Annotated in this window: 24 protein-coding genes and 1 riboswitch; of the genes, 10 read left to right on the top strand and 14 right to left on the bottom strand. The window is 73.4% G+C overall.

The features are described from left to right. Positions 1–299: 299 nt before the first annotated feature. The 3 genes from BLV05_RS08585 to BLV05_RS08575 all read right to left on the bottom strand — a co-directional run bounded on the left by BLV05_RS08585 (position 300) and on the right by BLV05_RS08575 (position 4669). The gene (locus BLV05_RS08585) at positions 300–1763 is read right to left on the bottom strand and encodes a phytoene desaturase family protein (RefSeq protein ID WP_046771160.1); all 1464 of its coding nucleotides are present in this window, start codon (positions 1761–1763) and stop codon (positions 300–302) included. A gap of 22 nt (positions 1764–1785) precedes the next feature. Next, a complete protein-coding gene (locus tag BLV05_RS08580) occupies positions 1786–2205 on the bottom strand; it encodes a lipase chaperone (protein ID WP_083421294.1) in 420 nt (139 codons plus the stop codon). Between the two features lie 115 nt (positions 2206–2320). After that, positions 2321–4669, bottom strand: coding sequence for an Ig-like domain-containing protein (locus BLV05_RS08575; RefSeq protein WP_083421293.1), 2349 nt, complete (start codon positions 4667–4669; stop codon positions 2321–2323). Positions 4670–4806: 137 nt separating this feature from the next. Between BLV05_RS08575 and BLV05_RS08570 the strand changes: the two genes are divergently transcribed. Both BLV05_RS08570 and BLV05_RS36490 read left to right on the top strand, forming a co-directional pair. Next, positions 4807–5532 (top strand): class E sortase, encoded by a 726-nt coding sequence (locus tag BLV05_RS08570; RefSeq protein WP_082155604.1) that lies wholly within the window; start codon positions 4807–4809, stop codon positions 5530–5532. Between the two features lie 4 nt (positions 5533–5536). Continuing rightward, positions 5537–5701 carry a hypothetical protein gene (locus BLV05_RS36490; protein WP_046771164.1) on the top strand — a complete coding sequence of 55 codons (165 nt, stop codon included), beginning with the start codon at positions 5537–5539 and terminating at the stop codon, positions 5699–5701. A 4-nt stretch (positions 5702–5705) separates the two neighbouring features. Here the strand turns inward: BLV05_RS36490 and BLV05_RS08565 are convergent, their stop codons facing one another. From BLV05_RS08565 to BLV05_RS08535, 7 genes are all read right to left on the bottom strand, one after another. Then, positions 5706–5990, bottom strand: a complete 285-nt coding sequence (locus BLV05_RS08565) for a ubiquitin-like small modifier protein 1 (protein ID WP_046771165.1) — start codon at positions 5988–5990, stop codon at positions 5706–5708. 2 nt (positions 5991–5992) lie between these two features. After that, positions 5993–7240 (bottom strand): threonine synthase, encoded by a 1248-nt coding sequence (gene thrC / locus BLV05_RS08560; protein ID WP_046771166.1) that lies wholly within the window; start codon positions 7238–7240, stop codon positions 5993–5995. A 15-nt stretch (positions 7241–7255) separates the two neighbouring features. Continuing rightward, positions 7256–7371: riboswitch (SAM riboswitch) on the bottom strand. A gap of 88 nt (positions 7372–7459) precedes the next feature. Beyond that, positions 7460–7840, bottom strand: a complete 381-nt coding sequence (locus BLV05_RS08555) for a type II toxin-antitoxin system death-on-curing family toxin (protein ID WP_046771167.1) — start codon at positions 7838–7840, stop codon at positions 7460–7462. Beyond that, positions 7837–8040, bottom strand: a complete 204-nt coding sequence (locus tag BLV05_RS08550; RefSeq protein ID WP_172860627.1) for a hypothetical protein — start codon at positions 8038–8040, stop codon at positions 7837–7839. Before BLV05_RS08550 ends, BLV05_RS08555 begins: the two co-directional genes overlap by 4 nt. Positions 8041–8068: 28 nt before the next feature. Beyond that, entirely contained in the window at positions 8069–8848 is a 780-nt protein-coding gene (gene otsB, locus BLV05_RS08545) for a trehalose-phosphatase (protein WP_046771168.1), read from the bottom strand. Further along, complete coding sequence (locus tag BLV05_RS08540; protein WP_046771169.1) at positions 8845–9399, bottom strand: LytR C-terminal domain-containing protein; 555 nt, start codon at positions 9397–9399, stop codon at positions 8845–8847. Before BLV05_RS08540 ends, otsB begins: the two co-directional genes overlap by 4 nt. Before the next feature lie 121 nt (positions 9400–9520). Beyond that, positions 9521–9775: a DUF3263 domain-containing protein gene (locus BLV05_RS08535; protein WP_046771170.1), complete on the bottom strand. Its 255-nt coding sequence runs from the start codon at positions 9773–9775 to the stop codon at positions 9521–9523. 68 nt (positions 9776–9843) lie between these two features. On the opposite strand from BLV05_RS08535, the gene BLV05_RS08530 reads away from it, so the two are divergent. Continuing rightward, the gene (locus BLV05_RS08530; RefSeq protein ID WP_046771171.1) at positions 9844–11244 is read left to right on the top strand and encodes an alpha,alpha-trehalose-phosphate synthase (UDP-forming); all 1401 of its coding nucleotides are present in this window, start codon (positions 9844–9846) and stop codon (positions 11242–11244) included. Positions 11245–11261: 17 nt separating this feature from the next. Here BLV05_RS08530 and BLV05_RS08525 read toward each other — a convergent pair whose 3' ends face one another. Next, entirely contained in the window at positions 11262–11495 is a 234-nt protein-coding gene (locus BLV05_RS08525) for a hypothetical protein (protein ID WP_046771172.1), read from the bottom strand. 383 nt (positions 11496–11878) lie between these two features. Here BLV05_RS08525 and BLV05_RS36920 point away from each other — a divergent pair, with 383 nt between their 5' ends. From BLV05_RS36920 to BLV05_RS08510, 3 genes are read left to right on the top strand one after another with little or no spacing between them, the layout of a single operon-like run. Then, a complete protein-coding gene (locus BLV05_RS36920) occupies positions 11879–12736 on the top strand; it encodes a hypothetical protein (RefSeq protein WP_052762870.1) in 858 nt (285 codons plus the stop codon). Beyond that, positions 12733–13119 (top strand): YidH family protein, encoded by a 387-nt coding sequence (locus BLV05_RS08515; RefSeq protein ID WP_046771173.1) that lies wholly within the window; start codon positions 12733–12735, stop codon positions 13117–13119. Before BLV05_RS36920 ends, BLV05_RS08515 begins: the two co-directional genes overlap by 4 nt. A gap of 3 nt (positions 13120–13122) precedes the next feature. Beyond that, positions 13123–13443 carry a DUF202 domain-containing protein gene (locus BLV05_RS08510; RefSeq protein WP_046771174.1) on the top strand — a complete coding sequence of 107 codons (321 nt, stop codon included), beginning with the start codon at positions 13123–13125 and terminating at the stop codon, positions 13441–13443. Here BLV05_RS08510 and murQ read toward each other — a convergent pair. Together murQ and BLV05_RS08500 are read right to left on the bottom strand one after the other, a co-directional pair. Continuing rightward, on the bottom strand, positions 13428–14354 hold the full coding sequence (gene murQ / locus BLV05_RS08505) for an N-acetylmuramic acid 6-phosphate etherase (RefSeq protein WP_046771175.1): 927 nt from the start codon (positions 14352–14354) through the stop codon (positions 13428–13430). The genes BLV05_RS08510 and murQ overlap by 16 nt on opposite strands. Beyond that, positions 14351–15073, bottom strand: coding sequence for a GntR family transcriptional regulator (locus tag BLV05_RS08500; protein WP_046771176.1), 723 nt, complete (start codon positions 15071–15073; stop codon positions 14351–14353). The genes murQ and BLV05_RS08500 overlap by 4 nt, the downstream gene beginning before the upstream one ends. 82 nt (positions 15074–15155) lie before the next feature. On the opposite strand from BLV05_RS08500, the gene BLV05_RS08495 reads away from it, so the two are divergent. From BLV05_RS08495 to BLV05_RS36915, 4 genes are read left to right on the top strand one after another with little or no spacing between them, the layout of a single operon-like run. Further along, positions 15156–16724 (top strand): family 10 glycosylhydrolase, encoded by a 1569-nt coding sequence (locus BLV05_RS08495; RefSeq protein ID WP_046771177.1) that lies wholly within the window; start codon positions 15156–15158, stop codon positions 16722–16724. A gap of 9 nt (positions 16725–16733) precedes the next feature. Beyond that, the gene (locus BLV05_RS08490) at positions 16734–17294 is read left to right on the top strand and encodes a class I SAM-dependent methyltransferase (protein WP_052762871.1); all 561 of its coding nucleotides are present in this window, start codon (positions 16734–16736) and stop codon (positions 17292–17294) included. A gap of 33 nt (positions 17295–17327) precedes the next feature. Further along, positions 17328–19766, top strand: a complete 2439-nt coding sequence (locus tag BLV05_RS08485; RefSeq protein WP_052762872.1) for a GH116 family glycosyl-hydrolase — start codon at positions 17328–17330, stop codon at positions 19764–19766. Positions 19767–19771: 5 nt separating this feature from the next. After that, positions 19772–22564 carry an AfsR/SARP family transcriptional regulator gene (locus tag BLV05_RS36915; protein ID WP_052762873.1) on the top strand — a complete coding sequence of 931 codons (2793 nt, stop codon included), beginning with the start codon at positions 19772–19774 and terminating at the stop codon, positions 22562–22564. Here the strand turns inward: BLV05_RS36915 and BLV05_RS08475 are convergent. Beyond that, positions 22527–25607: an alpha-L-rhamnosidase gene (locus BLV05_RS08475; RefSeq protein WP_197683586.1), complete on the bottom strand. Its 3081-nt coding sequence runs from the start codon at positions 25605–25607 to the stop codon at positions 22527–22529. The genes BLV05_RS36915 and BLV05_RS08475 overlap by 38 nt on opposite strands. Positions 25608–25707: the final 100 nt, after the last annotated feature.

The following is a 25707-nucleotide window of genomic DNA, read 5'->3' as shown; positions in this document are numbered from 1 at the left end:
CCCATCGACGACGGCGAGACCTCACCCGCCACCGACACACCTCACCCGCCGCAGGACCGCACCCGGCACCGATCCAGCCGCCATCCGGTCCTCACGCGAGTGAGGTACTCCCCACGCGAGTGAGGACCGTCGCCACACTTCCCCCGTCCCCCTGATAACTGCCGAGTTCTTGGACCGGGGACGCGCGGGTCAAGTCCAGAGCCCCCACCACAGACCACCGCAACCAGCAGCGGCGTCGGACTTGAGGCGCGCGTCCACGGCTAAGAAAATGGGCAGCAGGGGGACGGCCGACTGGGCACTCAGGGAGCGAGTGACGGTACCCGGCGGATCCCGAACCGCGTCCTGAGCGCCCGCTTGGCGGCGTTCAGGCCGCTCATGCCGTGCACCGCGGGGCCGGGCGGCGTCGATCCGGAGCAGAGATAGACGCCCGGTACCGGGGTGGCGTAGGGGTTCCAGGACAGCGTGGGCCGGGCGAAGATCTGCCACATGGTCATGGCGCCGCCGGCGATGTCGCCGTCGCGGTAGTTGGCGTTGTGGTCGGCCATCTTCGCCGCCGGGATGGTGTGCCGCTCGACGACGAGGTCGCCGAAGCCGGGCGCGAACCGCTCGATCTGTGCTTGGACGACCGCGCCGACGTCGACGGTGGAGCCGGCGGGCACGTGGGCGTACGTCCAGAACGGCCGCAGCCCGCCCACCTCGCGGGCGGGGTCGAACAGCGCGGGGTCGGAGGCCAGGATCATCGGCCGCTCGGCGTGCCGGCCGGCCTTGACCTCGGCCTCGGCCAGCGACATCTCCGCCAGGGTGCCGCCGACGTGGATGGTGCCGGCCCGGCGGACCTCGGGATGCGTCCACGGCACCGGGCCGGAGAGCACGAAGTCGACCTTGGCGGCGGCGTTGCCGGGCTTGAAGCGCTCGATGGCGCGGCGGTAGCGGGCCGGCAGCTCCTGGCCCAGGATGGCGGCGAGCGTCCACGGGTTGGTGTCGAACAGGTAGGCGCGCGCCTCCGGCAGCTGCGCCATGGACGTCACCTCGAACCCGCGGTGGACGGTGCCGCCGTGCGCCTCGAGGTCGGCCACCATGGCGTCGACGATGGCCTGGCTGCCGCCGACCGGCAGCGGCCAGCCCGGCGAGTGCGCCAGCGCACCCAGCGACAGCGCCGTGCCGGCCGCGGTGAGCGTGGGGATGGGCGTGATGGCGTGCGCGGCGACGCCCATCAGCAGGGCCGGCGCGACCTCGTCCTTCCAGCGCAGCTTGCCCAGGCCGGTGCCCTGCTCGAGCATCGACAGCGCGAACTGCGCCGACGTCAGCAGGTCGGGCGGCAGGCTGCGACGGTCGAAGAGCGCCAGTTCGGTGACCGCCGGCGAGTGCCGCACGAGTGGGCGCATGAGCCGCCGCCAGGCCCGGCCGTCGCGGCCCAGGCCCTCGACGGTGCGGTCGAGGTCGCGGTAGGCGATGCCGGCCTGGCCGCCGTCGAGCGGCTGCGCGTAGGAGACGTCGGGGTAGTTCAGCCGGACGCCGCGCGCGGCGAGGTCGAAGGCGCGGAAGAACGGCGACGCGGCCGCCATGGGGTGCACCGCCGAGCAGATGTCGTGGACGATGCCGGGCGCCAGGCCGAGGTCGAGGGTGCGGGCACCGCCGCCGACCGTGCGCTGCGCCTCGTAGACGCGGACCTGCAGACCGGCCCGGGCGAGCACCACCGCCGCCGCCAGCCCATTCGGGCCGGACCCGACGACGACGGCGTCACACTGCTCCGACGCCTGCACATCTCCGATCTTACGTCGGCGGTCACTCCGACGTGGCGGGTGGTGTCATCTGGTCGTCGTACATCAGGCGGCCGCTCGGCGTGACCTCGACGCTGGCGTCGCGCAGCAGCAGGTCGCGCAGTTGGTCGGGGGTCATGTCGTTGAGCTCGGCGACGTGGTCGAGGTGCTCGGCCAGCGCGTCGATGGCCTCCTGGCCGCTCATCGCGCGCGGCAGCACATCGCCCTGGCCGCCCGGCGCGACGGTGCCGGCGTCGGTGCCCGCGTCGGACGGGGCGGAGGCCGACGGCGCGTCGGACGGCACCGCGACGGAGTCGCCGGCGGGGTCGTCGTCGCCGGAGCCACGGGTCAGCCAGACCGCGAGCACCACGGCGAGCGCCACCACCACGACAGCGGCCGCGGCGGCCAGCACGGTCCGGCGTTGCTGCGAGGTGGTGTCAGGCACGTCGATTCCTCCTTCCTGAATCTGACGCACGGGACGCGGCCGCGGTTGCGTCGGCCCGGGAACGCGGACGGGGCCCGGGACACGTGGTCCCGGGCCCCGTCGCAGGGGTCGAACGTCAGCCGGTCACGCTGTGCCGGGTGCGCGCGTACAGCGCGCCGCCCAGGCCGAGCAGGAGCAGGCCGGCGGTCAGGACGTACAGGTTCGTCGACGCACCGGTGTCCGGCAGGTCGTCGTCGCCGTCCTCGGCGCCGCCCTCGCCACCGTCGTCGGTGCCGCCGTCGCCGCCGTCGTCAGAGCCGCCCTCGTCGCCACCGGCGACGTCGACGGTGAACGACACCGGGTCGGTCTGCGCCGAGGTGACGCCGTTGATCGACTGCACCGCGGTGACCGTGCACTCGCCGTTGGGCAGGTTCTGCTCGGGCGTGAACGTCCACGCGCCCTCGCCGTCGACCTCGGCCGTGCCGGACCAGGTCTCCTCGCCGCAGGTGATGCTCAGCTCGACGGACGCGCCGGGCAGGCCGTCACCCGAGAACGTCGGCGTCGCCGTGGTGGCGGTGTCGCCGTCGACCGGCCGCACGATGGTCGGCGGGTCGACCGGGACCACGACGGTGACAGACGCAGTCTCCGGCACCTGGATGGTGCCGACCGTCTGCTGCGCCGTGATCGTCGACTCGCCGTACGGCAGGTCGGCGGTGAGGACGATGCTCCACGTGCCCTCGTCGTCGGTGCTGCCCTCGCCGACGACCTCGTCGCCGAGCGTGAGCGTCACCGTCGAGCCGGGCTCGGCCGAGCCGGTGATCTCCACCGGCGACGGCTGCACCTCGTCGCCGTCCTCGGGCGAGATGATCGTGATCGGGTCGGCCTCGAACGCGGCCGCCGTGCCGGTCACGGTGTAGTTCCCCAGGCTGCCGTACTCGGTGTAGCCCGAGCCGTTGCTCGGCGTGTTCGCGGCCGGGTCGCCCTGGCCGACGCCGCTGACCCGCACGTAGTACATACCGGTCTCGACCTCGGCCTCGAGCTGCGCGTCGAGGCCGGTGGCCTGACGGTCGGTCGGCGAGCTGGCGATGTCGGTCGCCGTCTCGGGGCTGGCCTCGGCGACCAGCTCACCGGCCGCGTCGATCAGCTCCACCCGCAGGTCGAGGTTGCTGCCGACGGTCGCACCCTCGGCGGCGACGGTGATCGGGCCGCCGCCGGTGACGAGCGTGAACACGTCGCGCTCACCGGACTGGCCGATGATGCCGGCCGCCGTGAACTCGCCGGAGCCGTTGTCGAGCGCGGTGCCCTCGTCGAGCACGTCGCCGTGGTCGTCGGCGGCGTAGGCGGAGCGGCCGCTGTAGTAGAACTCCAGCGTCAGCTCGTCGCCGACCTCGGCGCACGGGTCGCCCTCGGGGCCGGCCGGCTTGAACGCCTGGTCGCCCGGCTGGGGGTTGTTCGGGTCGCTGGCGTCGGTGCAGAAGACGTCGACCCACAGCGTGTCGCCGTCGAACACCGCGAACGTCTGGAGCGTGGAGTCGGCGGTGATCTCGGCGAGGTCGTCCTGGCCGGAGTTCGTGGCGCCGGCGTAGTCGCCGGGCGACCACTGCGACAGCGGCGCGGACCACGGCGCGCCCATGATCGGGCCCCACAGCGAGGTGGGCTCGGCCAGCGTGTCGCCGTAGTACTCGTCCTCGCCGATGCCGTCGTGCGCGAGGTTCAGCGTGTGGCCGATCTCGTGCGAGACGATGTTGCCGACGTCGGGCGCGTTGCTGTCGCGCGCGATGGGGGCGAAGATCATGGCCGGCGACAGGAACTCGTTGCCGAACCCGCCCAGCCACGCCCGGCCACTGGCCTGGTCGGCCGGCTCGATGTCGGTGGTGTCGGTGACGACGGCCGTCATGCCGTACTCGCCGTCGTCGTCAGACGTCTTGTACAGCGCATCGGGACCCGGGTCCGTGGTGGTGACGTTGACGTCGAAGGGCGCGTAGTCCTCCGCCACTCGCGCCCACACCTGGTACACGTAGTCCGCGTCAGAGGCCGCCGCGTTCGCGGACAGCTCGAACACGTCCGTCTGATACGACCGGTTCCACTCGGTGTTCTGGACCGTCGCGCCGTCGAAGTCGAGATAGACGGTGAACGGCGCGCCCGGCTTCGAGCCGCCCGCGGGGTCACCCGGGACGTCGGCGGCCGGCGCCGCGTCGCTCGCGTGGCCGTCGGGTGCGTCGAACCGGTCGGTGTACGAGAGGGTTCCGCCGTCGCCCACGATGGCCTGGCCCGACTGCACCAGCTCGCGGACCACGTCGACCGCCAGGTCGGCACGGTCGGCCGCGACCTCGAGGGAGCGGGCCACCACCTCGTCGGACTGGAGATCGACGAGTTCGGTCAATTCATCAGTGGCGTTTGCCGGCACGGCACCGGCGAACGCGAGTGCGCCCGTCCCGGTCACCGCCACCGCGGCCAGCAGCCGCCGCGTCATTCTGCGATTCATGACTTCATATCTCCTGAAGATTCAATGATTCTCAGGGCACATGCTCGCGGTACGGTAGCAGACCCGATTTTCCGGTTCGACCCTTCTCGTCGAGATCAACTCACGGGGAGCCGGGGTCGCCGGTTAGGCTCTTGGGCATGCATCGCAAGGCGGCCCGGGGGCGTCGTAAAGCCTCCCGCCGGAAGACCCAGCAGCCAACGCCACAGCGCAACGTCGTCGCACTCGTCGCGGGTGGCGTCGGCGAACTCATGCTCACCGCGGGCGCCGTCGTGCTGTTGTTCGTGGTCTACACGCTGTGGGGCACCGGCATCCAGACCGCCAACGCACAGGACGATCTGCGCGACCAGCTCGGCATCGACGCCGGGCAGCTCGAGAAGGACCCCATCCCGCTCGACCAGCTCGAGGTCGGCGACGCGTACGGCGTCATCCGCATCCCCCGCTTCGGCGAGGACTGGGAGTGGATCGTCGTGCAGGGCACCGAGGACTCCGACCTCAAGAACGGGCCCGGGCACTACCTCGACAGCGTCGACCCGGGCCAGGTCGGGAACTTCTCCATCGCCGCGCACCGTTCCGGTCACGGTGAGCCGTTCGCCCAGTTCCCCGAGTTGCAGGTCGGCGACATCGTCGAGATCGAGACGAGCGCCGGAACGTTCCTCTACGAGCTCGACAGCGCACCGAACGGCGACGACGACGGCAACCGCATCGGCATCAGGGACAGCTGGGTGGTCGATCCCGTGCCGGGCGAGGGCGACGAGGTCGAGGCGACCGAGCGACGCATCACACTCACGACCTGCTGGCCACGCTGGGGCTCGTCACACCGCATGTACGCGACCGGCATCCTGATCGGCGGAGAGGAAGTCTAGACAGATGTACGCCTGGATCTGGCGGCACCTGCCGGGACCGTGGCCCGTTCGGCTACTGCTCTACTTGATCCTCATCGCCGCGCTCATCTATGCGCTGTTCATCTGGATCTTCCCGTGGGCGGAAGACGCCTTCAACATCAGCGAGGTGACGGTCGGGCTGAGCGGCTGACGGATCAGCCGCCGGCGACCGCCGGGATGACCGAGACCTTCGCGCCAGCGGGCGTGGGCGTCTCGAGGCCGGCGGTGAAGCGCACGTCGTCGTCGTTCACGTAGACGTTGACGAACCGGCGGATCTGGCCGGTGTCGTCGAGCACGCGCGCGCCGATGCCCGGGTAGGCGACGTCGAGCGCACCGAGCACGTCGGCCAGCGTGGCGCCGTCGGGCACCTCGACGCTGACGTCGGACTCGCCCTTCGTGTAGGTGCGCAGGATGGTCGGGACACGTACGGCGACGCTCATGTTCAGCCTCCGTTGACGAGGCTGTGGAACGCCTCTGTAGTGGGTGCGATGGTGCCGGCGGGGCCGACCACGGACGACACGGCGTCGAGCGTCTTGAGCCCGTCGCCGGTGTTGAAGATGACGGTCTCGGCGTCGGGGTCGAGCTTCCCCTCGCGCAGCAGCTTGGCCAGGACGGCGACGGTGACGCCGCCGGCGGTCTCGGCGAAGATGCCCTCGGTGCGGGCCAGCAGCCTGATGCCGTCGACCACTTCCTCGTCGCTGACGTCCTCGACCGCGCCGCCCGTGCGCCGCGCGACGTCGAGCACGTACGGTCCGTCGGCGGGGTTGCCGATGGCCAGCGACTTCGCGATGGTGTCGGGCCGCACCGGGCGGACGACGTCGTGGCCGGCCTTGAACGCGGCCGCGACCGGCGAGCAGCCCGTCGCCTGCGCGCCGAAGATGGCCGGCGCGTCGCCCTCGACCAGGCCCAGCTCGACCAGCTCGCGGAACGCCTTGTCGACCTTCACCAGCTGGGCGCCGCTGGCGACCGGGATGACCACCTGCCGCGGCAGCCGCCAGCCCAGCTGCTCGGCCGTCTCGTAGCCGAGCGTCTTCGAGCCCTCGGCGTAGTACGGCCGCACGTTGACGTTGACGAACGCCCAGTCGTCGTGCTCGCCGGCCAGCTCGGAGGCCAGCCGGTTGACGTCGTCGTAGTTCCCCTCGACGGCGACCAGCGTGGTGCCGTAGACGGCGCTCGTCACGATCTTCGGCAGCTCGAGGTTGCTCGGGATGAACACGTAGCTGGCGATGCCGGCCCGCGCCGCCGCCGCGGCAACCGCGTTGGCGAGGTTGCCCGTCGACGGGCAGGCCAGGACGGTGAAGCCCAGCTCGCGCGCCGCCGCCAGCGCGACCGCGACCACGCGGTCCTTGAACGAGTGCGTGGGGTTGGCGGCGTCGTTCTTGATCCAGAGGGCCTTGAGGCCGAGCTCCCGGGCCAGGTTGCCGGCGCGGACCAGCGGGGTGAACCCCGGGTCGGTGTTCGGGATGTCGGTGACGTTCTCGGGGACCGGGAGCAGGTCGCGGTAGCGCCAGATGGACCGTGGGCCGCTCTCGATGCGCTCTCGCGTGATGGTGCCGAAGTCGTAGGCCACCTCGAGCGGCCCGAAACACTCCAGGCACGCGTAGTAGGGGCCCAGCTCGACGGTGGTGCCGCACTCACGACATGACAGGTGCGTGGCGCGCCCCAAGGAGGTGGTGCTGGTGACGGTCATGCTGCAGCGGATCCCTTCTCATCTCTCCCGCTCGGGTGAGCGGGCCGGAATTGGCACCGTCATCGCGCGGGTCGGCGCGGACGGTTGCCGGAGCTTCGACGGGCCGGTCCCTCGGCTCCTCTGGATGAGGACAACTGGTGGTCACACTACGTGGGACGTTTGGATCCAGACAGGATCAGTCCGCGATACGAGACAAATCTGTATCGCATCGTGGATGGTCTAGGTGCGTGGTGTGACGTTCTCCGCGAGCCAGGCCGCCATCTCCGCCAATTCGATCTTCCCTTCGACCACCGCGATCACGAAGTCGTAGGCGTCGTCCTCAGTGGGCGCGAGCAACTGACCGTTGAGCGCGTAGAAGTCGTAGCAGAGCATCCAGCCCAGGCGCTTGTTGCCGTCGATCAAGGCATGGTTGCGCACGGCAGACTCGAGCAGCGCCGCGGCCTTGGTGTGCAGGTCCGGGTAGGCATCGGCCCCGAACAGCGAGGTTCGGGGCCGATGCACGGCCGCGTCCAGCAGGCCGAGATCACGCACCTCGGGCCTGCGTCCGAGCGTCAGTTCGGCGATCCTCAGTGCGTCCTCGAGGGTGAGGTATTCGGTCATTCTGCGAGGCGGGCCAGGAGGCCGGCGTGCCGCTCGATGCCCTCGCGAGTGATCTCGTCGATGCGACGCGACCGGTCGGCACGAGCGATGTGCTCCCGGATGGCCAGCCGGGCCTCCTCCTGCATGGATCGGTGCTCGCGCTCGGCCTGCAGCCGCAGCGCCTCGGTCTCTTCCTCGGTGAGTCGCAGAGTCATCGCCATGCCACCATGATACCGCGGTGATACCGCGTCAGTCGAGGGCGGCGAGCTCGCTGAGCAGCGCCTGCACGCCGGGCGGGCCGGGGACGACGATGTCGGCCGCGGCGCGCAGCTCGGCCGACGCCTCCTCGGCGTCCGAGCAGACGACCACCCCCACGACGTCGCCCGACGAGGACAGGTCGCGCACCGCCGCCACCGCGGGCAGGTCGCCGAGGTCGTCACCGGCATAGAGGACGGCGGTGGCGCCGGTTTCGGCGACCAGCGACCGGATCGCCACGCCCTTGTCCACGCCGACCGGCCGCAGCTCCAGGACGAACCGCCCGGGCGTCACCTGCAGCCCGGCCTCGGCCGCGACGGCGTCGGCGTGCGGGCGCAGCTCGGCCAGGGCGGCCGCGGGGTCGGGCGCGGACCGGGTGTGCAGCGCGACGGAGTGGTGCTTGTCCTCGACGGTGACGCCAGGGCGGGCGGCGGCCAGCTCGGCCACCCGCTGCCGGGCAACGGCGACGCCGTCGTCGCTGCCGGGGGTGGTCAGGGTCCCGGCCGACCAGCGCTGCAGCCCGTAATGCCCCAGCACGACCAGCCCGGGCACGTCGGCCAGTGACCCCAGCCGGACGGCGTCGGCGGCGGGCCGGCCGGTCACGACGGCGACGCGGGCGACCCGGGCGGCGACGGCCGACAGCACGTCCGCCGTGCCGGGCAGCGCGACCGCACGCGCCGGGTCGGGCACGATCGGCGAGAGGACGCCGTCGAAGTCGAGCGCGACGAGGGTGCGGTCCAGCCGCCCGGACAGCCGCCGCAGCTCGGGCGTCATTCCGAGTCGACCTCGTCGAGGTAGTCGTCGGCCAGCACGATGACCAGCCGGGTGTCGTTGAACGGCTCGACGGTCGGCATGACGCGCCCGATCTCCGGGAACTGCAACACCAGCGCGTCGGCCGCCTCCTCCATGCCCTCGGGCACATAGACCGTGGTCTCCGGGACGGTGCCGGTGAACTCGCTCATCGCGGCGACCTCCCAGCCGCCGTCCTGGAACCGCTCGCTGGCCTGCTCCTCGAGCCCGGCCTCGTCGGTCTGGTTGAGCACGCCGAGCGGCTCGACCACGTCGGGGTCGGCGGTCACTGGCTCGGCTGGCTCCGTCGGCTCCTCGGTGGGAGCGTCGGTGGGCGGCGCCTCGGTCTCGGGCGGGGCCTCGGTGGCCGGCGGATCGGTGGCCGGCGGCTCCGTGGAAGTGTCACCGGCCGCGACGTCGTCGGGGGTGCTGTCGTCGGTGTCGTCACCGAAGTACCAGAGCAGCGCCAGGACGACCGCCACCGTGCCGACGAGCGCGACGAGCGACGGCCACAGCCGCTGGAGTCGGTCACTCATCGTCACAGGGTCAGGAGCGTACGCCACGCCCCATGCCCGATGCGAGGCACCAGGCTGTGTCTCCAGCCCTGGTGTCCCCGATCAAGATCAGCCACACTGTCGTATGGACTGGCGCTACGGCTCATGCCTCCGCAGCGAGCGGGCGCCCCGATTGCGTACGCAGCCGCCGCGAGCGCTGCCGCCGCAACCGCCGTACCAGCAGGGGGTCGTGCGCCAGCGCTTCGGGCCGGTCGATCAGCGCGTTCAGCACCTGGTAGTAGCGCGTTGCGGAGATGCCCAGCTCGCTGCGCACGGCTTGTTCCTTCGCGCCTGGGTACTTCCACCAGCGGTGCTCGAAGTCGAGGATCGCGCGCTCGTGGTCGTCCATAGCAGCCATCGTAGGCAAGGGCTGTGACAGCAACGCAACACAACTCGGTTACCGTTGTCGGCACGAGGAGGCCCCATTTGTCCACGACTGGAACGAGTAGTTTCGTCGTAGTCGCCAATCGGCTGCCGGTCGACAGGGTGACGGCTGCCGATGGCACGACAACCTGGCGCAGGAGCCCCGGAGGCCTCGTCACCGCGATGGCACCAGTGATGCGGGCCTATGACGGTGCGTGGGTGGGCTGGACCGGCTCGCCCGACGACGCGCCGGAGCCGTTCTCGACCGACGACATGGACCTCGTGGCGGTGCCGTTGTCGGCGGAGGAGATCGCGCTCTACTACGAGGGGTTCTCCAACGCCACCCTGTGGCCGCTGTACCACGACGTCATCGTCCAGCCTGAGTACCACCGCGAGTGGTGGGACGCCTACCGCGCGGTCAACCAGCGCTTCGCCCGCGCCGCGGCCGAGGTGGCCGCCGAGAACGCCGTCGTGTTCATCCAGGACTACCAGCTGCAGCTGGTGCCGCAGCTGCTGCGCGAGCTGCGCCCGGACCTCAAGATCGGGTTCTTCCTGCACATCCCGTTCCCGCCGACCGAGCTGTTCGCGCAGCTGCCGTGGCGGCGGCAGATCCTCGAAGGGCTGCTCGGCGCCGACCTCGTCGGCTTCCAGCGGGCCGGCGCGGCCAGCAACTTCGAGGCGCTGGCCGAGACGTTCACGACGGCGTCGCTGCAGGGCGAGGCACTGGTGCTCGAGGACGGCCACGAGGTGCTGGCCCGGGCGTTCCCCATCTCGATCCAGGTCGAGGAGGTCGCGAAGTTGGCCGAGGACCCCGAGGTCCAGCAGCGCGCGGCCACCATCCGCGAAGAGGTCGGCGCGCCTGTGCACATCCTGCTCGGCGTCGACCGCCTCGACTACACCAAGGGCATCGGGCATCGGCTCAAGGCGTTCGGCGAGCTGCTCGCCGAGGGCGCCATCACGCCCGAGGAGGCGGTCCTGGTCCAGGTGGCCACGCCCAGCCGCGAGCGGGTCGAGGCCTACCAGACCCTGCGCGACGAGGTCGAGCTGCAGGTCGGGCGCATCAACGGCGACTACGGCCGCATCGGGCACCCCGCCGTGCACTACCTGCACTCGTCCTACGACCGCTCCGAGCTGGTCGCGCTGCTGCTGGCCGCCGACGTCATGGTCGTGACGCCGCTGCGCGACGGCATGAACCTGGTCGCCAAGGAGTACGTCAGCGCCCGCGCCGACCTGCGCGGCGCACTCATCCTGTCCGAGTTCGCCGGTGCCGCCGACGAGCTCGGCGACGGCGCCTTCCTGGTCAACCCGCACGACATCGACGGCCTCAAGCGCACCATGCTGGCCGCGATGCGCATCCACCCCGACGAGTCCGAACAGCGGATGAAGCTGCTGCGCGACCACGTGACCAGCCACGACATCTCGCGCTGGGCCACCGAGATCCTGACCGCGCTGCGCGCGACCTGACCCGGCCCCGCGTCACCTCAGCGGCGGTCGTCCTCGTGGTCGGGCGCTGCCTCGGTGTAGGCCAGCCAGGCCTGCGTGTCGGCGGAGTCGACCGGCTCAGGCTCCGCGGCGACCGCCGGCTCGGCCAGCGCGGCGAGCCGCTGCTCCGCCGCCTCGACGTTGCGCAGCTCCATCTGGGCGAGAGCCATGAGGTCGCGCAGGCCCTCGGCACCGAATCGATCGCGCACGTTCATCACGGCGGTGGTCACCATGGGATCGACGTCAGGGGTCTGGGGCTGCAGTCGAGGATCCATCGAGCTCACTCCTGGGAACGGTGACAGGGAGGGTCATGCGACACCGACGGGCTCCAGGTGACCGAAGGCCCCCCGAGTCCTCGGCCCTCGGTCCAGGGCTGAGGTCGCCTGGAGAGAGTTCGTGATCGTTGCATGACCCGACCTTTGAGTGTGATTGGGAGGTGGGTCGTACCGTAACCCGGACCTGCCCGTCGACGGGCGGCACCCCCTGGGACCGCGTGTCACCGGCGGGCCGCCGTGACAGGATCGCGGGCCATCGACGATGATGAGGGCTGCACAGGCCAGAGTGACACGGGGGTGACGTCCGGCCTGCCCGGAGTTCACAACGTTACGGTGGTCGATTGCTCCCACGACGGTTCGCCCTCGTCCGCCACGTCGACTACACCGGTGTGTCCGGAGTCGGGGTGGTGGCCTACGGCGTCGTCTTCGCCGACGGCCACGTCGCGCTGCGCTGGGCATCGACGCACCCGGCGACGAGCCTGTGGAGCTCGCTCGACGACCTCGTCGCCGTGCACGGCCACGGCGAGGCCACCAGCATCGAGTGGCTCGACCCCGCCACCGACCCGTTCGCCCAGCCGCTGGCGTCACGCGGGGCAGGACGGCGCGCGCGGCGGGTCCAGCCCACCCCCGTGATCCCCGAGCCCGTCGTCGAGCCCGATGTCACGCGCGAGACGCGGCCGATCCAGTTGGAGCCGGAGCCGGAGCCGGAGCCCGAGGCCGAGCCGACGGCGGCGCGTCCCGAACCCGAACATGCCCGGCCCAAACCGGCGCGGCCCGAGCCAGCGCGGCCCGAGCCGACGGCCGTCCGCCCGCAACCGGGCCGTCCCGACGCGCTCCGGACGGAGCTGCTGGGGCCGGACATGCCGCATCCCGAGCCGCTGCGGCCCCGTGCCCGGCCCGAGCCGGTCCTCCCGGCGGACCCGCCCGCGCAGCCCGATCAGCCCGTGCCGCCCGTACGACCGGCACAGCCGGCACAGCCCGAGCCGCCCGCCCAGCCGGGGCCGCCCGCCCAGCGCGAGCCGGCCACGCCGCCCGACGCCACCCCGCCGCCACCGCCGCCCGCCGAGTCCGTCAACGCCAACGGCGGCCGGCCCGGGCACCTCCGGTTACCGGCGCAGCGCGGGGCCGGCCGGCACCGGCGCAGCACGCCTCCGACACAATCGAGGGCGACCTACCAGATCGAGAGCGACGGATCATGACCGACGGCGCGGACCGCGACGACACCTCCCGCCGCTGGCCGCGCAGCGTCTACGAGGCCGGCAGCGAGCCCGACCCCCGATTCACCTTCGCCAACGAGCGGACGTTCCTGGCCTGGATCCGCACCGCCCTGGCGCTGCTGGCGGCCGGCATCGCGCTGGAGGCGCTGGAGATCCCGGACCACTCGGCGCTGCGGCTGGTGCTCGTCGTGGTGCTGTCGCTGCTCGGCGCCACCTGCAGTGTCATGGCGTTCTTCCGGTGGGCCGGGGCGGAGCGGGCGCTGCGCGAGTCGCGGCCGCTGCCGTCGCCCGCGCTGGCGCCGGTGCTGGCGTTCGGGCTGGCCGTCGCCGCCATCGTGATCGTCGTCGTGCTGGTCGCGGACTGACCGATGTCCGAGCGGACGTACGACCGCGGCGCGCAGAACGAGCGGACGGCGCTTGCCTGGACCCGCACGGCGCTCGCCCTGCTGGTCGGCGTCGTCCTCGCCACGCGGCTGGCGGCCGAGCCGCTCGGCCCTGCGGCAGTGGTCTTCGGCCTGGTGGTGGCGCCGGTCGCGCTCGCGATCCTGCTGCTGGCGCGGCGGCGCTACCGGCGCTCGCACGAGGCGCTGCACACCGACCGCGCCCTGCCCGACGGCAAGCTGCCCGGCCTCGTCGCGCTGGTGACGCTGCTGCTCGCGGTCCTGGAGATCGCCTACGCCGTCGCCTGACCCGGCGGCCGCGGCTCGATGGCGGCCCGGACGCGGCCACCGGCGGCCCCGAGCCGGCGGCGGGCCTCACCGGCGTCGACGCCGGCCAGCAGCATGACCGTCGCCGTCTTGGTCTCGTCGCCGGCGGCCCGCAGCGCCGCCTCGGCCGCCGCGGCGGACTCGCCGGTCGCCTCCTGGACGATCCGCTGGGCGCGGCGGCGCAGCTTGTCGTTCGTGGCCCGGACGTCGATCATCAGGTCGCCGTGGGTGTGGCCGAGCTGCACCATGACCAGCGTGGAGATGGTGTTGAGCACCAGCTTGGCCGCGGTCCCGGCCTTGAGCCGGGTCGAGCCGGCCACGACCTCCGGGCCGGTGAGCGCCTCGACGGCGACGTCGGAGGCGGCGGCGATCGGTGAGCCGGCGTTGTTGACAACGGCGACGGTGTACGCGCCGGCCGTGCGGGCGGCCGCCAGCGCGCCAAGTACGTACGGCGTCCGCCCGGACGCGCTCACCGCGACCACGACGTCGTCCGGCCCGAGCGCGAGCCGCTCGAGGTCGGACCGGCCGCCGTCGTGGTCGTCCTCGTCGTGCTCGGCGGCCGAGCGCACGGCGTCGAACCCGCCGGCCATGACGGCGACCACCTGGCGCTCGTCGACGCCGAAGGTGGGGCCGCACTCGGCGGCGTCGAGGACGGCGAGCCGGCCGGGCGTGCCGGCGCCCACCTCGATCAGCCGGCCGCCGCGGCGCAGGCGCGCCACCGTCGCATCGATCGCCTCGACCAGCCGGTCGCGGGTCGCGGCGACGGCGTCGACGGCCACGCGGTCCTGCTCGGCCATCAGCTCGACCTGCTCGCGGGTGGACCGCAGGTCGAGGCCGGCCGCGGCCGGCAACCGGCTCTCAGTCGCCAGCCGGTCCAACTCGGAGTTCGTCACTCGGCCGTCCTCGCCGGCCGGCGGGCCGGCTGTAGATCGACACGGAACTGGTAGCGATCGCCACGGTAGACGGAGCGGACGAACTCGACCACCCGGCCGCGGGCGTCGCGGGAGATGCGCTCGAACAGGAACGCCGGCGAGTGCAGCGGCACGCCGAGCAGCTCGGACTCCGTCTCGTCGGTGACCGTCGCCTCGATGGTCTGCACGCCGCCGGACAGCTCCAGCCCGTACACGTCGTGCAGCAGCTCGTAGAACGAGCCGTCCGCGAGCATCGCGCCGTCGAGCCCCGGCGCGATGCTGCGTGGCACGTGCAGCGTCTCGACCGCCATCGGCGCGGCGTCGGCCAGCCGCAGCCGGGTCACCCGCACGACGCTCTCGCCCGGCGAGATCTCCAGCCGGCGGCCCAGCGGCGCGCCGGCCAGCACGTCGTCGACGGCCAGCGTGCGACTGGACGGGACGGAGCCGCGCTGGCGCATGTCCTCGGAGAACGACGTCACCGCCAGCCCCTGCGCGATCTTCGGCCCGGCGACGAACGTGCCGGCGCCCTGCCGGCGGACCAGCCGCCCCTCGCGGACCAGCTCCTCGACGGCCCGCCGCAGTGTCATGCGCGACACCCCGAACCTCGGCGCCAGCGTCCGTTCCGCCGGCAGCGCGTCGCCCACAGTCAGCTCCGCGACCAGGTCCAGGATCTCGTCCCGGATCGAATGGTATTTCGCCACGCCCGCACCCCCTGTAGACGTATCGGGCAAAGTCTTCCAGACTTGGGGCCCATATTGGTCTAGTCCAACGAGGAGGACCAGCGTGAGCCGACGTCGCCGCACGCTTCCCGTCATCGTGGCACTCGTCCTGGCCGCCGCCGCGGCGCCTTCGGCCGCGGCCGAGCCCGATCCCGCACCGGAGCAGTGGCGCGGCTACTGGGTCGACGCCTTCAACGAGGGCATCTACACCCCCGCGCAGGTCGAGGAGCTGGTCGGCGACGCGCTGGAGGTCAACGCGAACGCGCTGATCGTCCAGGTGGCCCGCCGCTACGACTGCTTCTGCAACCGGGCTGACTACCCGCGCACCGACGCCGCCGTCGCGCCGGCCCCGTACGACCCGCTGGACGAGGTGATCGAGCAGGCGCACGCCGCCGGGCTCGAGGTGCACGCGTGGGTCAACTTCGGCACGCTGTGGAACTCCGCGACGCCGCCGCGCTCCCCCGACCACGCCTTCAACGCGCACGGCCCGAGCGCCACCGGCGCGGACCGCTGGCTCAACAAGCGCGTCGACGGCACCGAGCTGGTCGGCGCGAACAGCTTCATCGACCCCGCCAACCCGGCCGCCCGCGACTACGTCGTCGGCGCGATCCAGAGCATCGTGCGCGAGTATGACGTCGACGGCATCAACCTCGACTACATCCGCTACCCGGACCACAACTCGACCACCACGCACAGCGACTGGGGCTACAGCGAGACGTCGATCGCCCGGTTCCAGGCCGCCACCGGCCGCACGGACGTGCCGGTGCCGTCCGACGCGGAGTTCACCGAGTGGCGGCGCGAGCAGATCACCAGCATCGTCCGCCGCATCTACCTCGGGATCTTCGAGGTCGACCCGACGGTGCGGCTGACCAACGACGGCATCACCTACGGCTTCGGCCCGCAGAGCGTCGGCGGCTGGGAGAAGACGCGCACCTACGCCGAGGTCCTGCAGGACTGGCGGGGCTGGCTGGACGAGGGGATCATCGACACCGTCGTCGCGATGAACTACAAGCGCGAGTGGATGCCCGACCAGGCGCGGATGTTCGCCGAGTGGAACGAGGTCCTCGCGGACTGGCAGGGCGACCGGCAGACGGTGTCCGGGCCGGCGCTGTACCTCAACGAGATCGACGACAGCGTCCAGCAGGTCCACGACGTGCTCACGCCGACGGCCGCCGGCAACACCGTCGCCGGCTGGAGCGGCTACTCCTACGCGAACCCGTCACTCACCGCCGCCGCGGGGACGCCGGCCGTGAAGGTCGCCGAGCGGGCCGCGCTGGCCGCCGCGCTCACCACCGGCCCGGACGCGCCGTTCGCCGAGGACGCCGCCGTGCCGTCGATGCCGTGGAAGGAGGACCCGACGACGGGCAACGTGGCCGGCACGCTGCGGCTGCGTACCGGCGCCCCGCTCGACGGCGTCACCGTCACGCTGCGGCCGGCGGCCGGCCGCGGCGAGACCCGGACGCAGGTCAGCGACGGCTCCGGCTGGTTCGGCTTCGTCGACGTGCCGCCCGGCGTCTACCTCGCCCGCTACGACCTGCCCGACCGCGTCGTCGGCGCGCCGCTCAGCGTCGTCCGGGTGCGTGCGGGCGATCTCGCCGAAGCGCGCCCGCAGCCGTTCATCCCGCTGCCGTAGCCTCGGACGATGAGCGGCTTCGGCGCCGTCGGCGCGCGGCTGTACGCGTGGTTCAACCGCCACCCTGAGACGAACCGGGCGGTGGTCGACCTCGCTGAGCTGCGCGCCGGCGAGCCGGTCCTGGAGGTCGGCTGCGGGCCGGGCGTCGCGCTCGAGCTGGCCGCCCGGCAGGCCGGTGCCGAGTACGTCGCCGCCGTCGACCCGTCCGAGACGTTCGTCGCGATGGCCCGCAAGCGGGTGCCCGGCGCAGACGTCCGGCTGGCCGGCGCCGAGACCGTCCCGTTCGCCGACGGCTCGTTCGCGGCCATCTACACGCTCGCGTCCATGCACCACTGGGACGACCGCGACGCCGGCCTGGCCAGGCTCACCGCGAAGCTGGCACCCGGCGGCCGGCTGCTGCTGGCCGAGCGGCTGCTCGACCGGCCCGGCCACGGCATCACGCCGGGGCAGATCGGCGAGGTGGCCGCCCGGCTGACTGACTTCGGGCAGACCGGCGTGCGGACGGTCGAGCGGCGGGTCGGCCGCCGCACCCTGGCCGTCCTCGTCTCGGAGCGACCGCTCGCGGCTTGACATGGAATGCCGTTGCACGTTGTGGTCGGAGGCATGACGACGGAATGGCCGGTCCTGCGCCGGTACGACGCCGACCACTCGCTGCGCGTCGCGCTGCCACTCGGCGGCATCGGCACCGGGACGGTGTCGCTCGGCGGCCGCGGCGACCTGCGCGACTGGGAGATGCGCAACCAGCCGGCGAAGGGCTTCGCGCCGCGCGACAGCTTCTTCGCCGTGCGCGCGGGTGACACCGTCCGGGCGCTGGAGGGGCCGATCGACCCGGTCCTCTACGAGGGCTGGGAGGGCGCCGACGTCCCCAACCACAGCTTGCCCCGGTTCGCGCGGTCGGAGTTCCTGGCCGCCTACCCGCTCGGCCAGGTGCTGCTCGACGACCCGGACGTGCCGGTGACGGTGCGGCTGCAGGCGTTCAATCCGCTGGTCCCGGCCGACGTCGAGGCCAGCTCGCTGCCGATGGCCGTGCTGCGGTACGCCATCATGAACACCGGCGCCGAGCCGCTGGACGTCACCGTCGCCGGCAGCGTCCGCAACCCCGGCGCGGACCCCCGCAACGAGCCGCGGCTCGGCGGCGTCCTGCTCCGGTCCGGTGGCGGCGAGGACGACGAGCGCTGGGGCTCGCTGGCCCTCGCCGTCCTGGACGAGGACGACGTCACCGTGCGCACGGCGTGGGCCGGGTCCAGCTGGGGCGGCCCGCTGCTGGACTTCTGGGACGACCTCGCGGCCGACGGGCGGCTGGACGAGCGGCCGGACGGCGGCGAGCCGGTGGCGTCCGTCGCAGCCATGCGCACGCTCGCACCGGGTGAGACGCACGCCTTCACGTACCTGCTGACCTGGCACTTCCCCAACCGGCGGGACTGGCGCGGCGAGACCGTCATCGGCAACCACTACACGGGCGCGTACGGCGACGCCTGGGACGTCGTCACGGCGACGGCGCCGAAACTGGCGGAGCTCGAGGACCGCACCGTCGCCTTCGTCGCCGCGCTGACCGGCAGCGACCTCCCAGCGGCCGTCGTCGAGGCCGCGCTGAGCAACGTCAGCACGCTGCGCTCCCCGACCTGCTTCCGCACCCCGGACGGCCGGTTCTACGGCTGGGAGGGCTGCCACGACGACAGCGGCAGCTGCTACGGCAACTGCGCGCACGTGTGGAACTACGAGCACACCACGCCGTACCTGTTCGGCGAGCTGGCGCGGTCGATGCGCGAGCTGGAGTTCCGGCACGCCACCGGCGACGACGGACACATGAGCTTCCGGCTGGAGCTGCCGCTGGACCGGTCGCGCGAGCACGGCGTGGCCGCGGCCGACGGGCAGATGGGCTGCCTGGTGAAGCTGCACCGCGAGTGGCGGCTCAGCGGCGACGACGAGCTGCTGCGCGAGCTGTGGCCGGCCGCCCGGCGGGCACTGGAGTTCGCCTGGATCCCCGGCGGCTGGGACGCCGACCGCGACGGCGTCATGGAGGGATCCCAGCACAACACCATGGACGTCGAGTACTTCGGGCCGAACCCGCAGGTCGGCACGTGGTACCTCGCGGCGCTGCGAGCGGCGGAGGAGATGGCCCGGCACCTCGGCGACGACGAGTTCGCCGCCACCTGCGCCGGCCTGTTCGCCCGCGGCAGCGCCTGGATCGACGCGCACCTGTTCACCGGCGAGTACTACCGGCACGAGATCAGGCCGCCGGGCAGCGAGGACTCCATCGCGCCGGGACTGCGTCTGCCCGGCATCGGCGCCCGCGACCTCACCGAGCCCGAGCTGCAGATCGGCGACGGCTGCCTCACCGACCAGCTGATCGGGCAGCACGTCGCCCGGCTCACCGGCCTCGGCGACCTGCTCGACACCGGCCACGTGCGCACCACGCTGCGCAGCATCCTGCGGCACAACGACCGCACCGCGCCCGGCGCGCCGTTCAACCCCAAGCGCAGCTACGCGCTGGCCGGCGAGCCGGGCCTGCTGGTCGCGTCGTACCCGGACGGCAACCGCCCGGCCCGGCCGTTCCCGTACTTCGCCGAGGTGTGGTCCGGTCTGGAGTACACCGCGGCGATCGGGCTGCTGCAGGCCGGGCTCGTCGACGACGGCGTGCGCGTCGTCGAGGCGGTCCGGAGCCGCTTCGACGGCCGCCGCCGCAACCCGTTCGACGAGGCCGAGTGCGGCCACCACTACGTGCGCGCGATGGCCGCCTGGGGCACCATCCCGGCGCTGACCGGCTTCGGGTACGACGGTGTGAGCGGCGCGCTCCGCTTCGCCGCGGCCGACCTCGCCGGCGGCCCGGTCACCTGGTTCTGGGCCAGCGGCGACGCGTGGGGGACGGTGACCCAGACACCGTCCGGCGACGGGGTCCGCGTCGGCCTGGCGGTGCGTGGCGGCCGGCTGGCGCTGACGTCGATCGACATCGACGGCATCGGCAGCGCCGAGCTGGCCGGCCGCGTACTCTCGGCCGGTGAGACCGCGGATGCAACCGCAGGCGGTCATCGGATGTCATAACACTTGTGAACCCCCGCGTCGAGATCGATCTGCTCGGCCCGATGCGCCTGCGGGCGGACGGGCGGCTGGTGCACGTCACCACCGGCCGGCTGCGCGCGCTGATCGCCGTGCTGGCGCTGTCGGCCGGCCGCTCCGTCACCGTGGCGCAACTGATCGAGGCGCTGTGGACGGAGAACCTGCCGGCCAGCCCGCGGCGCAGTGTCCAGACCTACGTCACCCGGCTGCGCGCGCTGCTCGGCGCGGAGCTGATCACGACCAGTACCACCGGCTACGTGCTGCACACCGAGCCCGACGCCGTCGACGTCCTCCGCTTCCAGCGGCTGCTCGAACGCGCCGACGGCAACCTCGACCCGTTGCGGCAGCGGGCGTACCTCACCGAGGCGCTCGCACTGTGGCGCGGCCTGCCGTTCGAGGACGTCGAGTCGGCGTGGCTGGCCGGGACCGAGGGGCCGCGGCTGGCCGAGAGCCACCTCCAGGCACAGGAGCGGCGCATCGCCCTCGACCTCGAGCTGGGCCGCCCGGCCGACCTGATCCCGCAGCTGCGTGAGCTGACCGCCGCCCACCCGCTGCGCGAGCCGTCCTGGGCGCTGCTGCTGGAGGCGCTGGAGCGGTCCGGCCGGCGGGCCGAGGCGCTGGCGCAGTACGAGCGGGTTCGCACCCGGCTCTCCGCCGAGCTGGGCGTCGAGCCCGTCCCGCGGCTGCAGGCCGTGTACGCGCGGTTGCTGGCGCAGACGCCGGCCCGGCGGACGCCGCCCGCGGTGCGCCGGACCCCCCGTCAGCTCCCCGCCGACGTGCCCGGCTTCGTCGGCCGAGCCGACGCGCTGGCGCTGCTGGACCACGCGGCCGCCACGTCGCCCGTCGCGACCGTCTCAGGCACGGCCGGGGTCGGCAAGACCACGCTGGCCGTGCACTGGGCGCACAGCGTCGCCGACCGGTTCCCGGACGGCCAGCTGTACGTCAACCTGCGCGGCTTCGACCCCGACCGGCCGCCGGTCGACCCCACCGACGCGATCCACGGCTTCCTCGACGCCCTGCGGGTACCGCCCGAGTTGATCCCGGCCGACGCCGACGGCCAGGCCGCGCTCTACCGCAGCATGCTGGCCGGCCGCCGGATGCTGGTGCTGCTCGACAACGCCCGCGACGCCCGCCAGGCGCGGCCGCTGCTGCCCGGCTCGGCCGACTGCCTGACCGTCGTGACCAGCCGCGACCAGCTGCTCGGGCTTCGGACCACCGCCGGCGCCCGGTCCGTGACGCTCGACCTCCCGCCGGTCGCCGACGCCCGCGAGCTGGTGATCCGGCGCATCGGCGACCGCGCCACCGTCGAGCGGCGGATCGTCGACGAGCTGGTCGCGCTGTGCGCGCGGCTGCTGCTGGCGCTCGCCGTCGCCGCCGCCCGGGTGGCGGAGCAGCCGGACTCGCTGGAGTACCGGGTGGCGGAGCTGCGCGCGGCCAGCGGCGGCCTCGAGGCGTTCGCCGCCGACGACGCCACCATCGACCTGCGCTCGGTGTTCTCCTGGTCCTACGACGGGCTGAGCGGGCCGGCCGCCCGGCTGTTCCGGCTGGTCGGCTCCGCACCCGGGCCCGACATCGGCACCGCCGCGGCGGCGGCGCTCGCCGGCCTCGACGCCGACGCCGTCAGCCCGCTGCTGGCCGAGCTGACCCGCGCCCACCTGCTCAACGAGCAGCGGCCGGGCCGGTACGGCGCGCACGACCTGCTGCGCGCGTACGCCGCCGAGCTGGCCGGCACCGGGACGCGGGAGCGCGAGCCGGCGCTGCGCCGGCTGCTCGACCACTACCTCGCCACCGCGGTGGCGGCCAGCCGGCCGCTGCGCTCGGACCGCGAGACGTACGAGCCGGTACCGCCGCCGACGGCCGGCCCCGAGGTCGCGGAGCCGATCGCCGGCCCCGACGCCGCCCGGGCCTGGTTCGCCGCCGAGCGGCGCACCCTGCTGGCCGCCGTAGATGCCGCGGCCGACCGCGGGCACCCCGTCCACGCTTGGCAGCTGGCCTGGGCGCTCACCATCGACCTGGACTGGCGCGGGCGGTGGCGCGACATCGCCCGGGTGAACAGCTCCGCGCTGCTGGCCGTCCGCGTCCTCGACGACACCGAGCCGATCGCCCACCTGCACCGGCTGCTCGGCCGCGCCTACGGCTACCTCGACCGCCACGACGACGCCGACGCGCACCTGCAGCGCGCGCTGACGCTCTACGCCGCCCACGACGACCTGGTCGGGCAGGCCAGGACGCTGCGGTCGCTGGGCGTGGTGAAGGAGCGGACCGGGCGGCACGAGGAGTCGCTGGAGCACGACCTCGCGGCGCTGGAGCTGTTCCGGCGCATCGGGCAGCCGGCCGGGCTGGCGGGTGCGCTGAACGCCGTCGGCTGGGGACACGCGATGCTCGGCCGCTACGAGCGGACGCTGGAGTTCGCCGGGCAGGCGCTGGAGATCCTGCGCGGCCTGGACGACCGGCTCGCCGAGGCGGCCACGCTCGACACCCTCGGCTTCGCCCATCACGGGCTCGGCGCCTACGACCGCGCCGTCGACTGCTTCGAGCGCGCGCTGGACCTGCTGCGCGAGCTGGACGGGCTGTACTACGAGGTGGTCACGCTACGGAAGCTCGCCGACAGCCACGAGGCCGCCGGCGACGCCGACGCCGCCGCACGCGTACGTCAGGTGGCCATCGCCGCCCTGGACGAGCTGGGCGAGCGCGGCACTGAGCAGCTGCGGGCGGGGCTGGCCGCGCCGGTCAACACCGCGCACGTCAGCTCCGCGCCGACAGGCGGTGCCGCCCGGAGCTGACCTCGCGCGTGCTCCCGTCCGGCAGCACCACCTCGGCGACGGCGTTCACCGGGACCGTCAGGTCGACGGCCAGCCGTCCGCCGTGGCGGTGCTCCCAGGCCAGCTCGACCCGGCCGCGGACGGTGTCCAGCGCGATCCTGGCCCCCGGCAGCGTCGGCACCGCACCGGGCCGGACCCGGAACCGCGCCCAGCCCGGCGCCAGCGGCTCCAGCCCGGCGGCCCGCTCCACCAGCCACGGCACGACGAGGCTGAGGGTGGCGTCATTGTGCCCGCGTGACCCGGCCTCCCACGACTCCCAGAACGTGGTGGCGCCCAGCGATCGCAGGTAGCCGTACGACGGGTACGAGGTCCGGTTCAGCACGGCGTGCGCCAGGTCGGCGCGGCCGTGGTCGCCCAGCGCGAACGGCAGCGCGCCGGTGCCCAGCGCACCGGTGTCGAGGTGGCGGTCGCGGGCCTCGACGTCGGCGGCCAGGTTCGCTGCGACGGCGGGCACGTGCTCGGCCGGGACCAGCCCGAACGCCAGCGGCAGCGCGTTGCTGGCCTGCCGGTACCCGGCCTCGGTGCGCGACGTCGCGTAGACGCCGGCCGCTGCGTCGAGGAATCGGTCGGTGAGCACGCCGGTCAGCCGCTCGGCGTCGGCCCGCCACGCCGCCGCGCGGTCGCCGTCGCCCAGCAGCTCCGCCAGGGCGAGCCCGTCTCGCAGGCTCTGGATGGCGTACACGGTGCCGGCGATCTCACCTCTCTCGGGCGGCACCGGGTTCTGCGGCGCGCCGTGCAGCGGCGGGTACCAGTCGCCGAACTGGTCGTCCGCCGGCCCGTCGCCGACTGCCGCGACCAACCAGTCCAGGTAGCGGGCGACGCCGTCGAAGTGCCGCGCGGGCACTGTCGGGTCGCCGTAGGTCAGCCAGTAGCGCCGCACGAGGTACGGGTAGACACCGGTCGAGCTGGGCGTCAGGACGGCGCCACCCCACGGCGGGTTGAACGGCGCGATGACAGGGACGGCGCCGTCGGGCAGCTGGGCCGCGGCGATGTCGTCGAGCCAGCCCCCGAAGACGCCCGCCATGCCGAACTGGTAGAGCATGGCCGCGGTGGCCCGGTAGGTCGAGCTGGTCCAGGCCAGCTTCGTGTACATCGGCGCGTTGTCCGGGTAGCCGTGCAGCCCGTTGATCGCGGTCTGCCGGAACGCGTCGGCGATCCACTGCAGCTCCGGGTCGTCCAGCTCCAGTGTCATCGTGTCGTCGAGGTCGCTGTGCACGGCGACGGCGAGGACGTCGACCTCGGCGTCGCTGCTGACCTCGACGTAGCGGAAGCCCTTGTAGGTGAACGACGGCTGCCAGGTCTCGACGCCGCGACCGGCCGCGATGTACTCGTCGACGTTGAACCGGCCCACGATGGACGGGTTGCCGACGCCGCCGGGCGAGGGGGTCTCGATGCGGCCGCTCGGCCCGGCCTTCTCGCTGTACAGCGCGCGGACGGTGGCACCGGCGGCGAACCGCCCGGAGATGCGGACCCAGCCCGCCAGCACCCTGCCGAAGTCGTAGAGCAGCGTGCCGTCGTCGAGCCGGCGGACCTCGGCCGGCCGCACCTCGCCGGTCGCCCGGACGGCGTCGAGCGCATGCGCGACGAGCCGCCCGCCGGGCCCGTCGACGACCACCGCGGGCCGCCAGCCGGCGCCGTCGTACCCGGGCTCGGTCCAGTCGCCCAGCCGGGCGGCGATGCGCGCGTCGTAGGTCTCGCCGGTGAGGACGCCGTCGTAGGTGGTCGGTCCCTCGGTGACCTGCCAGTCCGGTCCGCTCGGCACCGTCACGCGGCGGCCGTCGGTCAGCACCACCTCCAGCTGCGCGAGCAGCCGCGGCTCGTCCACCCAGCGGGCCAGGTTGCTGCCGTCGCTGTCGGCCGCCCGGGTGGCGAAGAAGCCGCGGCCCAGGGCGATGCCGAGCGCGTTGCGGCCGCGGCGCAGCAGGGCGGTGACGTCGTGCGTGGTGTAGCGGGTGCGCAGGTCGTAGTCGGTGGGCGGCGCGGACAGTTCGGCGTCGCCGGCCCGGTCGCCGTTCACCCAGGCCTCGGCCAGCCCCAGGCCGCTCAGGTACAGCCGGGCCGACGCGACCCGTCCGGGCAGGTCGAACTCGGTGCGCAGCAGCGGGTCGGCGGGCGGGTCGGGCGGCAGGCCGTAGAGCCAGTGGTCGGGCGCTGCCGGGTCCTCGAGGCCGTCGGCGAACGCGGCGCCGTCGCCGTAGTCGTCCGGGCCGCCGCCGACCTGCCAGTCCAGCGTGCCGGTGGGCTCGGACAGCTCGACGTAGTAGCGACCGGGCGGCGCCTCCTCGGGAAGGTCGAGCCGGCCCTGCGCCTCACCGGTAACGGCATCGACGACTGTGTCCGCGACGTGCGCGCCGCCGGGGCCGTCGTGACGGAGCGAAAGGCGGCACCCGCCGCCGGTGCCCCCGTCGGGCTCGTCGGCCCCGTCGCCGCGGAGCAGGACCGCGACGGCCGCCAGAGGCGACGCTGTCGTGAAGGTCTGCCCCAGCGTGTGCCCCGGCTCGAGCGGCACCCAGCCGAACCCGCCCGGCCCCAGCGTGCTGGTCGGTTTCGCCAGCTCGATGCCGGTGCCGATCCAGTCGGCGGACCAGTCGTCGGCGCCGAACAGCCCCGTCTCGAACCACGCCGGAGCGCTCCACGGGCCGGGCCGGCCGCGCTCGTCCCAGACCCGGACCGCCCAGTGGTACCGGGTCCGCGCGGCCAGCCGCGGGCCCGCGTAGACGCGGGCGGACTGCTCCGCGGACTCGACCCGGCCGGAGTCCCACACGTCGGGATCGCCCAGCCGGGACCGCCGGCTGGCGACGACGACCCGGTAGGCCCGCTGCGCCCGGCCGGAGCCGGCGCCCTCGAGCCGCCAGCCGAACCGGGGCGCGGGCGCGTCGATGCCCAGCGGGTTCGTGGCGTGCTCGACCGTCGGGCGCACCGGACGCAGTGCCGCCCCGGAAGTCGCGGGTGTGGCCGCGGCCGCCGCACCGGGAACGGTGGCGAGCGCCGCGGAACCTGCCATGCCGCCGACGAACGCGCGGCGACTCAGCTGTGATCTGCTCTGGCCTGCCATAGCCCCGAGCCAATCGACTCGGGGCTTCAGATCGGCGTCAGGCTTGCGT

The organism is Jiangella alkaliphila, assembly GCF_900105925.1.
Taxonomy (GTDB): Bacteria; Actinomycetota; Actinomycetes; order Jiangellales; family Jiangellaceae; genus Jiangella; species Jiangella alkaliphila.
The sequence above is the reverse complement of the archived record's forward strand: the minus strand, read 5'-3'. Positions and strand labels throughout refer to the sequence as shown.